This is a genomic window from Actinomadura sp. K4S16, assembly GCF_008327685.1.
In the GTDB taxonomy this organism is placed as follows: domain Bacteria; phylum Actinomycetota; class Actinomycetes; order Streptosporangiales; family Streptosporangiaceae; genus Spirillospora.
This window is the reverse complement of the sequence record NZ_BDDE01000015.1, coordinates 349628-361291: the sequence shown is the minus strand read 5'-3', so window position 1 is coordinate 361291 and position 11664 is coordinate 349628. Positions and strand designations below refer to the sequence as shown.

The 11664-nt window shown below is 73.3% G+C and carries 11 protein-coding genes; all 11 read left to right on the top strand.

The window, feature by feature from the left end; genetic code table 11:
• Positions 1 to 6 precede the first annotated feature (6 nt).
• The 11 genes from K4S16_RS22805 to K4S16_RS22755 all read left to right on the top strand — a co-directional run bounded on the left by K4S16_RS22805 (position 7) and on the right by K4S16_RS22755 (position 11658).
• Entirely contained in the window at positions 7 to 264 is a 258-nt protein-coding gene (locus K4S16_RS22805) for an acyl carrier protein (protein ID WP_160160994.1), read from the top strand.
• Positions 264 to 905, top strand: coding sequence for an SGNH/GDSL hydrolase family protein (locus tag K4S16_RS22800; RefSeq protein WP_149261023.1), 642 nt, complete (start codon positions 264 to 266; stop codon positions 903 to 905). Before K4S16_RS22805 ends, K4S16_RS22800 begins: the two co-directional genes overlap by 1 nt.
• A 34-nt stretch (positions 906 to 939) precedes the next feature.
• Positions 940 to 1770, top strand: a complete 831-nt coding sequence (locus K4S16_RS22795) for an SGNH/GDSL hydrolase family protein (RefSeq protein WP_149261022.1) — start codon at positions 940 to 942, stop codon at positions 1768 to 1770.
• A 29-nt stretch (positions 1771 to 1799) separates the two neighbouring features.
• Positions 1800 to 2252: a nuclear transport factor 2 family protein gene (locus tag K4S16_RS22790; protein ID WP_149261021.1), complete on the top strand. Its 453-nt coding sequence runs from the start codon at positions 1800 to 1802 to the stop codon at positions 2250 to 2252.
• Between the two features lie 72 nt (positions 2253 to 2324).
• Positions 2325 to 4328: an acyl-CoA dehydrogenase family protein gene (locus K4S16_RS22785; RefSeq protein ID WP_200842040.1), complete on the top strand. Its 2004-nt coding sequence runs from the start codon at positions 2325 to 2327 to the stop codon at positions 4326 to 4328.
• Positions 4329 to 4333: 5 nt separating this feature from the next.
• The gene (locus K4S16_RS22780; RefSeq protein ID WP_149261020.1) at positions 4334 to 6208 is read left to right on the top strand and encodes a fatty acyl-AMP ligase; all 1875 of its coding nucleotides are present in this window, start codon (positions 4334 to 4336) and stop codon (positions 6206 to 6208) included.
• 174 nt (positions 6209 to 6382) lie between these two features.
• Positions 6383 to 6964 (top strand): PadR family transcriptional regulator, encoded by a 582-nt coding sequence (locus K4S16_RS22775; protein ID WP_149261019.1) that lies wholly within the window; start codon positions 6383 to 6385, stop codon positions 6962 to 6964.
• 141 nt (positions 6965 to 7105) lie between these two features.
• Positions 7106 to 7675, top strand: a complete 570-nt coding sequence (locus tag K4S16_RS22770) for an ATP-binding protein (RefSeq protein WP_149261018.1) — start codon at positions 7106 to 7108, stop codon at positions 7673 to 7675.
• Positions 7676 to 7714: 39 nt separating this feature from the next.
• Positions 7715 to 8329 carry a hypothetical protein gene (locus K4S16_RS22765; RefSeq protein WP_149261017.1) on the top strand — a complete coding sequence of 205 codons (615 nt, stop codon included), beginning with the start codon at positions 7715 to 7717 and terminating at the stop codon, positions 8327 to 8329.
• A gap of 96 nt (positions 8330 to 8425) precedes the next feature.
• Positions 8426 to 11242 carry a nitrate- and nitrite sensing domain-containing protein gene (locus K4S16_RS22760; RefSeq protein WP_149261016.1) on the top strand — a complete coding sequence of 939 codons (2817 nt, stop codon included), beginning with the start codon at positions 8426 to 8428 and terminating at the stop codon, positions 11240 to 11242.
• Positions 11239 to 11658, top strand: coding sequence for a roadblock/LC7 domain-containing protein (locus tag K4S16_RS22755; protein WP_149261015.1), 420 nt, complete (start codon positions 11239 to 11241; stop codon positions 11656 to 11658). Before K4S16_RS22760 ends, K4S16_RS22755 begins: the two co-directional genes overlap by 4 nt.
• Positions 11659 to 11664: the final 6 nt, after the last annotated feature.

The following is an 11664-nucleotide window of genomic DNA, read 5'->3' as shown; positions in this document are numbered from 1 at the left end:
GTGGCGGTGACCCGATCGGAAACAATTTCCCACGACGAGCTGCAATCGTGGCTTCTTGACAAGATCGCCTTCTACCTCGACAGGCCTGTGGAAAACATCGATCCCGGGGTGGAACTCGCCCGCTACGGGGTCGACTCGGTGTACGCGATCAGCATCATCAGCGACATCGAGGACCACCTCCAGGTCGAGGTCGACGTGGCCGAGGCGCGGCGCCGGGAGACGGTGGCCGACCTCACCGACTACCTGCTCGACCTCGTCACGTGATGGCCGGCCGGCCCGAGGCCGGCGCCGCCGGGCCCGCCATGCCCGCCATGGTGGTGCTCGGCGACAGCGTGGCCGAGGGCCAGGACGATCCGGATCCGGCCGGCGGTTGGCTCGGCTGGGCCGGACGACTGGCCCGTCACCTGGGGATTCCCCGCGAGGAGATGCTCAACGCCTCCGATCCGGGCGCGACGGTCGAGGACGTGGTCCGCGACCAGCTGCCCGGCGTGCGGGAGTTGCGGCCGCGGCTGGTCGTGCTCGGCTGCGGCATGAACGACGCGCTGCGCGGCTTCGAGCCGGAGGCCGCGGCCCGCCGGCTGGCGGAGCTGTTCGGCTGGGCCCGCGGGCGCGGCGCGGTCGCCCTCGCCATCCCGGTGCCGCGGCCGCCGCTGCTGGACATCAGCCCGATATCGCAGTTCCGAAAGAAACGCACCGTACAACGCATTCACGACTTCAACGCCGAACTCGACCGGGTGTCGCGCGAGTTCGGAATGGCGTTCCCCGAGCGGGAAACGGTGGCGAGAGTCGCCGATCCGGCGATGTGGAGCGCCGACGGAATCCATCTGAACCCGGAAGGGCACGCCTATGTCGCGGAGGTGATGGCGCAGATCGCGGCAAGCCTGCTCGGCGAGCGGGTGAAATGAGTTCCGGGGGCCGATCAAGCAGTCTGGGAGACTGATGAAAAGAGAATATTCCGCCGCCCGCGCGCTGCGTTCGCCGCTGCTGCCGCTGCTCGCTCCCGTGCTGGCCGTGCAGGCATGGCGGACGGTGCGGCGGACACCGCGGCTCGCCCCGGCGACCGGGGACGAGAGGGGCTTCGTCGCCGGCGCCGATCCCCGGCGGGGCCCCGCCTTCCGGGTCGTGGTGATCGGCGAGTCCACCGCCGTGGGCGTCGGCGCGTCCCGGCACGCGGAGGCGCTGCCCGGCTTCCTGGCGGAGGAACTGGGCGAGCGGCTGCGGCGCAGCGTGTCCTGGTCGGTCTCCGGCGAGAACGGCGCGACGGCCCGGCGCATCATCGGCGGGCTCGTCCCGCCCGCGAACGGGTCGCCGCCGGACCTCGTGGTCGTCACCACGGGCATCAACGACCTGATCCGGCGGCGCTCCCTGCGCCGCTGGGCGGCGGACGTGACCGAGCTCGTCGCCCTGCTGCGCGGACGGTTCCCGGACGCGACGGTGCTCGTCGCCGGCATGCCGCCGGTGCACCGGTTCCCCGCCCTCCCGCGCCCGCTGCGCTCCGTCCTCGGCGCGCGGGCGCGCGCGATGGACCGCGTCATGCGGGACGCGGCCGCGGCGGGCGGCGCCGTCCACGCTCCCATGGACGAGGCGATGGCCCGCGACCGGCGGCTGTTCGCGTCCGACGGCTTCCACCCGTCGGCCGCGGGCTACCGGGTCTGGGCGCGGGACCTCGCCAGCGCCGCCGTGCCCCGCACCGCTCCCGCCGCCGCGCTCGGCGACCCCGCACCGGACACGCCCCCCGCCGGCGCCGTCCCGCCAAGGACGGCCGACTGACCGCACGGCAAGCGAAGGGAGCAGCCGAGATGACGGTGCCCGGAACGTTCCGATCGGCGGTGGAGGCCAAGGACCTCGCCGCGATCATCGGTGCGCTGGACCCGGCCATCGAGTTCCGCAGCCCGGTGATGGTGAAGCCCTACGTGGGCCGCGACACCGTCGCCGCGCTGCTCGGCGTCCTGCTGGACGTCTTCGAGGACTTCCACTACACCGACGAGCTGGTGGGGGTCCCCTCCGGCGGGGCGAACGGCGCGGGCCCGCCGGCGCACGCGCTGGTCTTCAGCGCGAAGGTGCTGGGCAAGGCCGTCCAGGGACTGGACCTGCTCAGGTACGGCGAGACCGGGCTCGTGACCGGTCTGACCGTCATGGTCCGCCCGCTGCCCGCGGCGATGACGCTCGCCCGGGTGGTCGGGAGGCGCATGGAGGATCCGATGAACGCCGACGACGCGGGGGGCCCGTCCGGCGATACCGCGCAGCCATAGGGAGCCGACCCGCACAGGAGTCGCGCCCTCGCCCCGGGAGGCGCGACCCGCACAAGGGAGTCGAAGAGAAAAATGGATAGCAAGGTCCCCGCACACCCCGTGCACTCCGCCCGCCCCGCCCACTCCGCGCACGGGGCCCACGCCGAGAACCCCGCCCACCCCGCGCATTCCGTCCACCCGGGCCATGCCGAGAACCCGGCCCCCGAGACCCCCGCACCCGGGAACTCCGCACCCGAGAACTCCGCACCCGAGAACTCTGGACCTGACGACCGCGGACCCGGGAACCCCGGCCCCGAGGGGGCCGCACGCGAGAGGCCGCCGCGCGAGCGGCTGGCCCCCGCGCACCGGATCGCAGCCGATCTGGACGGCTACCTCGGCGACCCGATGGACGACGAGGCCGGACCGTTCTCCTACAAGGCCATCGTGGAGGCGGAGGAGCGCGACGAGCTTCCGCCCGGTGCGGTCGACGCCGTCCGGGCATGGGGTTTTCCCAAGTACTTGGTGCCGATCGGGCTGGGCGGGCGCCTGACGACCCTTGAGGAGCTGTTCTTCGTCACCCGCGGCATCTCCCGCCGCAGCGTCACCGTCGCGGTCATGTACGGTTCCGGGCTCCTGGCGGTGAACCCGGTGTGGCTGTGGGGCGACGACTGGCAGCGCAGGACCGTCGCGGACGGCGTGCTGCGCGGCGACCTGGCCTGCTTCGGCGTCTCGGAGGCCGACCACGGCAGCGACGTGATGGCGTCGGAGTCGGAGGCCGAGATCCAGGGGGACGAGCTGGTCCTGACCGGTGTGAAGTGGCCGGTCGGCAACGCCACCCGCGGACGGTTCGTCACCACCTATGCCAGGACCGGCCCGCGCGACTTCTCCCTCATCCTGGTCGACAAGCGGGAGCTGGACCCGGCCGCCTGGTCGTCGCTGCCGCCCGTCCGGACGGTCGGGCTGCGCGGCCACGACCTGTCCGGGGTCGCGTTCTCCGGGGCGCGGCTGCCCGCCGAGCGGGTGATCGGGCGGCGCGGCTCCGGGCTCGTCCAGACGCTGAAGACCCTCCAGATCACGCGGACCGCGATCGCCGCGCTGTCGGTCGGGACGATGGACGCCGTGGTGCGCATCGGGATGGAGTACGCGCGGCAGCGCACCCTGTACGGCTCGGACATCTACAAGATCCCGGTCATCCGCGACCACCTGGTCAAGGCGCACCTGGACCTGCTGATCGCCGAGTGCGTGGCGATCCCGGTGGCGCGCTGCCTGACGGTCGCGCCCGGCCGGCTCAGCCTGTGGTCGTCGATCGCGAAGTACTTCGTGCCCGTCCTCGGCGAGGAGGTCGTGGCCAGCATCGGGACCGTGCTCGCCGCGCGCGGCTACCTGCGCGAGGGCGTGGCGCACGGGGTGTTCCAGAAGCTCCAGCGCGACCACGCGATCGCGAGCATCTTCGAGGGCACCACGCACGTGAACCTCGCCAACGTCGCCGGCCAGCTGCCCTTCCTGATCGACCCGCCGGCGGAGACGGGTCGCGAGGACGAGCTGCTCGCCGACCTGTTCCGCTGGACGCGGACGCCGCCCCCCTGGGACCCCGACGGCCGCCTGCTCCAGCTCACCAACGAGGGCCGCGACGAGGTCGGCCAGCGGTTCGAGGAGATCTCCGAGGAGATGCTGGCGGCGGCGAACGCGCACGCCGCGCCCGGCGTCGCGGCCGAGCTGAAGGACCTGGTCTCGGCCATCGGCGCGCTGCGCGCCAGGATCGAGGAGGGCATCCGCGCGAACGAGGGCGACACCTCGTCGGTGGCGGCGCTGACGCGGGCCAAGAGGTACTGCGAACTGCACGCGATGACCTCGTGCATGCTCACCTGGCTGCACAACCGGAGCGCGTTCGGCGGGGCCTTCGAGGACGGCCAGTGGCTCGTCCTGTGCCTGCAACGGCTGCTCCAGCGGGCGCAACCCGACACCGTCCTGTCCGAGGACCTCCTCCCCGCACTGGAGGAGGCGATGTTCGCCGCCACGGGCGAGCGGCGCTGGTTCTCCCTGCTCTCCCTCGTCCCGCCGTCCTCCTCCCTGCTCCCCTCGGCCGGGGACGAGTGACACCCATGGCCGGGGCACCGGAGACCACGGGACACGCGGATTTCGTGTCGCTCGTCCGGCAGAACGTCCGGACGCACGGCGACGCCCGCTCCTTCACCTTCATCAGCGAGGAACCGGGACGGAAGTACAAGGAGAACGTGCTCGGTTTCGCCGAACTCGACCGGAAGGCCCGCGCGCTCGGCTGCCGCCTGGAGGCGCGCGGCCTGCGCGACCGGGCCGTCTTATTGCTCTATCCGGAAGGGCTGGAGTTCCTGACGGCGTTCCTCGGCTGCCTGTACGCGCGCGTCGTCGCCGTCCCGGCCCCGCTCCCGGACCTGGACGCGGGGAGGTTCGGCCGCACCCGCCGGATCATCGAGGACGCCGACGTCGCGCTCATCCTCACCGACACCGCCCACCGCGCCACCCTCGACGCGTGGCTGTCGGCCGCCGGGCTGAAGGGGCGCGTCCACTGCCTGGACACCCAGGCGGGCAAGGACACCGATCCCGGCGACTGGGCCCCGCCGGAGTGCGGCCCGGACACCCTCGCCTTCCTCCAGTACACCTCCGGGTCGACCAGCGCGCCGAAGGGCGTCATGGTCACCCACGGCAACCTGCTGGCCAACGGCGAGGAGATCAAGCGCCGCATCGAGGGGTCGTCCGCGACCGTCGGCGTCGGCTGGGTGCCGCACTACCACGACATGGGCCTGGTCGGGCAGTTCATCGAGCCGCTCTACCTCGGCTGCCGGTACGTGTTCACCTCGCCGATCACCTTCATCAAGCGGCCCGTGCTGTGGCTGGAGCTGATCACCCGGCACCGGGGGACGATCACCGTGGCGCCGAACTTCGGGTACGAGCTGGTGCTGCGCCGCGTCACCGACCGGCAGCTGGAGGGCCTGGACCTGTCGTCGCTGACCGTCGTGAAGAACGGCGCCGAGCCCGTCCGGGCCGCGACGCTGGAGGCGATCGCCGAGCGCTTCGCCCCGGTCGGGTTCAAGCCCTCGATGTGGATGCCCTGCTACGGGATGGCCGAGACGACCCTGCTCATCACCGGCGCGCCCCTCGGCGGCGGCCCCGTCGTCCGCGACTTCGACGCAGGCGCCCTCGCACGCAACGAGGCCGTCCCCGCGAGCGAAGCGGCCCCCGCGGGCGAGGTTCCGGAGGGCTCCGCCTCCTCGAACGGCGCGGGCCGCGGCGGCGTCAGGCGGCTCGTCAGCAGCGGGCGGCCCGTCACCCTCGACGTCCGCGTCGTCGACCCCGAGACCCGCGAAGAGCGGCCGGAGCGGCGCGTGGGCGAGATCTGGGTGCGCGGCGGCAGCGTCGCCCGCGGCTACTGGGAAAGCCCCGAGCAGACCGAGGCGGTCTTCCGCGCGCGCACGGCCGCGGACGAGGGCCCGTTCCTGCGGACGGGCGATCTCGGCTTCGTCGCCGACGGGGAGCTCTACGTCACCGGGCGGATCAAGGATCTGATCATCGTCAACGGCCGCAACATCCACGCGCACGACATCGAGGAGGTGGCGCGGGCGGCCCATCCGGCGGCGCTGCACGGCGCCGCCTTCGCGATCGACGCCGCCATCGACGCCGACGTCGGCGACCCCGCCGACACGGGCCGGGAGGTCGACGCGAGCCGGGAGCAGGTCGTCATCGTCCAGGAGATCAGCACCCGCGCCGCGGCCGGGACGCCCCTGGAGGAGGTCGCGGCGGTCATCAAGACCCGGGTCGCCCGCGCCTTCGAGCTGCCCTCCGTCAGCGTCGTGCTGGCGGCGCGGGGCTCGGTCAGGCGGACGACCAGCGGCAAGATGCAGCGCCGGCTGACCCGCGAGGCGTTCCTGAACGGGCAGATCAGCGAGCTCGCCGGCGCCCTCGAACCGGGCGTCGCCGGCCTCGGCGGAGCGCGCGCGTGAGCGCCGGGCCCGGCGCTCGGCGCGCCGCCGTGCGCCCTTTTCGTGCGCTTCGGGCGTCCCATTCGAAGATCGTCCAAATTGGCGCTGACCAATCCTAGTCAAAATGATGACTAATCATGTCGTTGTCTGATAACGTCGGGCATCACCCTGAGTCAAGGCGGGGAGAGAAGGCCGATGGCGTTGCGTCACGCGGTGCTGGCGGCGCTGCTCGACGGCGAGTACAGCGGCTACCAGCTGGCCAAGATCTTCGATTTGTCGGTCTCCAACTTCTGGCATGCCGTACCGCAGCAGCTCTACTCGGAGCTGTCGAGGTTGGAGACGGAAGGTCTGATCAGCGGGCGGCAGATCATCCAGCACGACCGGCCCAACAAGCGCGTGTACACCGTCACCCAGGCCGGCGTCGACGAGCTCGAACGGTTCGCCGTGACCCCCGCCAAGCCGGGGATCATCCGCGAGAACCTGCTCGTCATGGTCCAGGCGGTGGACCACCTCTCCGCCGACTCCGTCATCGCGCAGCTGGAGGACCGGGCGGTGGCCTCGGCGGCCAAGGTCGAGGTCTTCGAACGGACCCTCAAGCACCTGCGCGGCGACCTCGACGAGGAGGAGTTCCTGCGCACCGGGTCCCCCCTCGGGCCCTACCTCACGTGCCTGCGCGGACGCCGCTTCGAGCAGGAGAACTACGAGTGGTTCACCAGCACCGCCCGGCTGCTGCGCGCCCGGGCGGGCACCCAGTCCGAGGGGAGCGGCCCGCCATGAGCCGGCCGCGTCCCTCGCACGCCGTGCCGCCGTCCGCCCGGACGGCGGCGGCACCGGCACCAACCCCCCGAGCCCATCTCAGCCTCGCACCCCGGCCGGGCTGGAACAGGGCGGCACGCCTTAGTCAAGGAGGCGTTCATCATGTCGGGCGACCACCACACCATCGAACTCCCTAGCACCCCACTCCCGAGCCACCTGACCACCACCGCGTCGCAGGCCGCGCCACCGAACGGCGCCCCACCGAACGGCACGCTGCCGAACGGCACCCTGCCGGACGGGCTGCGGGCCCTGGACGAGCCCCCGGCGGTCCTGCTGGGCGAGCTGGCGCTGCCCGCCGAGCGGGAGTCGGTGCCGAGGGCCCGGCGGTTCAGCCGGTCCGTCAGCACCGCGTCCGGCATCGGGCACATCGCCGACGACGCCGAGGTCCTCGTGTCCGAGCTGGTCACCAACGCCGTCCGGCATGCGCCGGTCCCCGGCTCCGCGCTGTCCCTGCGGCTGCTGCGCGCCGGTACCCGGCTCCGCATCGAGGTACACGACCAGAGCGCCGCCGTCCCGACGGCGCGGCCGGTCGACCTCATGGAGGAGACGGGCCGCGGCTGGTTCCTCGTCGCGGTCATGGCCGACGGGCACGGCACCGACCACACCGCCTCCGGCAAGGCGGTCTGGTGCGAGGTGCGCGCCTGGCCGCGGGACGAGCACCCCGGCCGCTGAGCATCTCCCGCGCACCCCGGTACGGCGATGGGAAGTGCCATGCCTGCTAACGCCATGCCCGCCGGCAACGGGCCCGCTGACAAGGGGCCCGGCGGCCAGGGGCCCGCTGACCGGTGGCCCGCCGACCGCCGGCCCGACCAGAGGCCCGTCGACCCCGGGCCCGCCGACCGGCGGCCCGTCGACCGGAGCCCCTTCGAGCAGGGGGCCTTCGGGCAGGGGGCCGTCGGCCGAGGGCCCGCCGAGAGGCCCGGCGACCACCGGCCCCGGCAGGACGAGCCGGCCGGCCGGCGGCCCGCCGATCCCCGCCGCCCCCCGGACTACTACCGGGAGGACGGGCGGCGCGCCACGGCCGAGGAGGCCCAGCGGCTGCTGCTCGACGTGCGGGGGCGCCTGCTCGCGCAGGACGTCATCCGCGTCGGCGCCGTCGTCGTGGTCGTCTCGACCTGGTTCACCGTGATCGACCTCGGACTCGCGGCGAACGGGAGGCCGCTGCTGTGGCAGACGATCGTGTCCGACCACGCGATGCACGCGGACATCGGGCAGTACACCACGCGGGAGAAGGCCCTGCGCGGGCACGCCCAGGCGGTCGCCATGATCACCAGTCGGCTGCGCGGCCTGGTCGCCCGCGCGGCGCTGGACGAGGCGCGGCCCTGACCGAACACCCGACACACGGGCACCCCCGACACGTGGGCACCCCCGACACAAGGGCCGGCAGGCGCGGCCCGTCCCCGGCTTGAGGTAGTGATCTCGATGTCCCGCACCAAACCCCGCGACGACGCGGCCGGCCGCAGGCCCCGGCGCAGGCGCCCCATCCGGCTGCGGATCACGGCGCTGCTGCTGGTCCCGCTGGTGTCGCTCATCGCCCTGTGGGCGTTCGCCGCGAACATCACGCTCGGCGACGCGTTCGACAAGTACGACTTCTCGACGACGTACGAGAAGGTCGGCCTTCCCGGCATCTACCTGGTGAACCAGCTCCAGGCGGAGCGGTCCCTCAGCGTAGTCGCGCTCAGCACGCGCGACCCCGCCGACCGGCAGAAGTTAGGCGGGCAGCGCGCCCGGGTGAGCGCCGTCGACAAGGCGTTCCGCTCCACCGCGCTGTCGCCCGACGCGCGGGACGCGGCCCGCCCAGAGACCAAGAAGCGGCTCGCCGAGGCGGTCCGGGCGCTGGACCGGCTGCCGCAGCTGCGCGCCAAGGTCGACTCCGGCCGGGTCCAGCCGCTGGAGGTCATCAACTCCTACAGCGTCCTGCTGGACCAGGTCATCAAGGTCTTCGACGGCCTGGTGACGGTCAACGACGTCGCGATCTTCACCCAGGGGCGCGCGCTGATCGGCATCGGCAACGCCCGCGCCTACATGCTGCGGGAGGACTCGCTCGTCACCGCCGCGATGGCGCGGGGCGGCCGGCTCACCCCCGCCGAGCACACCGCGTTCGTCCAGTGGGCCGCGGAGGGCCGGCGCGAGTTCGACGCCGGGCTCGCCGACCTGAACGAGCAGATCCGCGGGCCGCTGGGCCGGCTCGCCGCGTCCCCGGAGTTCCAGCGGTACCGGGCGGCCGAGGACGCGATCGTGAACGCCCGCGGCGACCGGCTGCCGTCCGAGGCCGCGGACTGGCAGGCCACCTCGCAGCTGCTGTCGCAGGCGTGGGCGCAGAAGGTCACCGAGGCGAGCCTCGCGCTCAACGAGATGGCCAAGCCGATCGGTGAGCGGATCGTCATGCGGCTCGTCCTGGCGGGCGGGTTCGGACTGCTCGCGGTCATCGCCTCGATCGTGCTGTCGCTGCTCGCGGCGCGCAGCCTGTCGCGCGAGCTGCGGGGGCTCCAGCGCGCCGCGCTGAAGCTCGCCGAGGACCGGCTGCCCGGCGTCGTCGCCCGGCTGCGGCGCGGCGAGGAGGTGGACGTGGACGCCGAGGCCCCGCCGCTCGTCATCGGCAAGACCCGGGAGGTCGCGCGCGTCGGCGACGCCTTCACGAAGGTGCAGCACACCGCGATCGAGACCGCCGTCCGGGAGTCCTACCTGCGGCAGGGCATCAGCCGCGTCTTCCTCAACGTCGCGTGGCGCAGCCAGTCGCTGCTGCACCGCCAGCTGCGGATGCTGGACGAGATGGAGCGCGACGCGTCCGACCCCAAGGTGCTGGAGGACCTGTTCCGCCTCGACCACCTCACCACCCGCATGCGCCGGCACGCCGAGGGCCTGGTCATCCTGTCCGGGACGTCCCCGGGGCGGGGCTGGAGCCGGCCGGTGCACGTCGAGGACGTGCTGCGCGCCGCGGTCGCCGAGGTCGAGGACTACACGCGGGTCGAGATCGTCGTGGTGTCCGGGCAGGCCGCGGTGATCGGCGAGGCCGTCGCCGACATCATCCACCTGCTCGCCGAGCTGATCGAGAACGCCACGGTGTTCTCGCCCGCGCCCACCGAGGTGCTCGTCCGCGGCGAGATGGGCGCCAACGGGTTCGCCGTCGACATCATCGACCGCGGCATCGGGCTCGACCAGTCCGAGCTGGACGCGCTGAACCTGCGGCTGTCGCGGCCGCCCGAGTTCGACCTGGCCGTCACCGACCGGCTCGGGCTGTTCGTCGTCGCCCGGCTCGCCGGCCGGCACGGCATCAGGGTCGCCTTGCAGCCGTCCCTGTACGGAGGCGTCAGCGCGGTCGTGCTGATCCCGCGCCAACTGATCGTGGACGTCGACCAGCCCGAGGACGAGGACGGCGCCGTCCAGGCCGGGCCCGCCCAGCAGCGGGGCGCGGCGCCGGTGAACGGGTCGCTGCGGCCGTGGCCCCCGCCCCCGGCGTCCACCGCGACGCTCAACGCGCCCGTGTACGACACGGCCTCCGTCCAGGACCTCGCGCCGACCGACACGGCCTCCACGGACACGGCGCCCAACCACACCCTGCCCAACGGCGCACTGCCCAACGGTGCTGTGCCCAATGGCACGGCGCCCCACGAGACGGGGCCGGTCGGCGAAGGAGCGCCGTCAGAGACGCCGGTGTCCCTCCCCGAATGGACGAGCGAGGAGAGGCCGGACCAGAACGCGGCGGTGGGGTTCGGCGACGGTGACCAGACCCCGACGTCGTTCGGGACCCCACCGTCGCACGGTCCGCCGCCGTCGCGGGGGGCGCCGCCGCAGACCGAGGCCGCGCGGCCGTTCCAGGCCGCTCGCCCCCAGGCTCCCGCCTACGGCGGCGGGACGTACGGGGGAGCGGCGGGCCGGTACGGAGCGCCCGCGTCGTTCGGCGACCCCGGGTTCGGGGAGCCTCCGTTCGGCGGGGCGCCGTTCGGGGAGGCGCAGACGGCCGGCGGGCGGGCCCCGCTGCCGCGCCGGGTGCGCGGCGGGAGCCTGGCGCCCCAACTGCGCGACGCCGCCGTCTACGAGGAGACGAACCCCTACGAGGAGACCGGCCCGTACGGAGAAGAGTCCGCGGCCACCGGTGACGCGATCGCCGCCTGGGAGGAACGGTCGGCGGAGGCGTCCCGCGACCTGTTCGCGTCCCTGCAGGCGGGCTGGCTGCGCGGCCGGGACGAGGACGAGGCGCCGGACGGACCCATGGACGGCACGGAAGGAAGATCATGACCCATCAGGGAGTCGCCGCCGAGCTCAACTTCCTCCTCGACGACCTGGTCGACCGGGTCCCGCAGATCCGGAAGGTGGTCGTGCTGTCCAGGGACGGGCTCGTCATGGGCATGTCGCGGGGCGTCGGCCGCGAGGACTCCGAGTACCTCGCGGCCCTCGCCGCCGGGTTCCACAGCCTCGCCGTCGGGGCGCGGCCGCAACTGGACTCCGGCGAGATCCGGCAGACGCTCGTCGAGATGGACAAGGGCCTGTTCTTCGTCGTGCCCGCCGGCGCCAACAGCTGCCTCGCCCTGCTGAGCGAGGTCGGCGCCAACGCGGGACTCGTCGCCTACGAGATGACGATGCTGGTCAAGCGGGTCCACCGGCAGCTGTCCACCGGACTCAGGCAGGGCGCGCCCGGGACCGGACCCAGGTGACCCGCC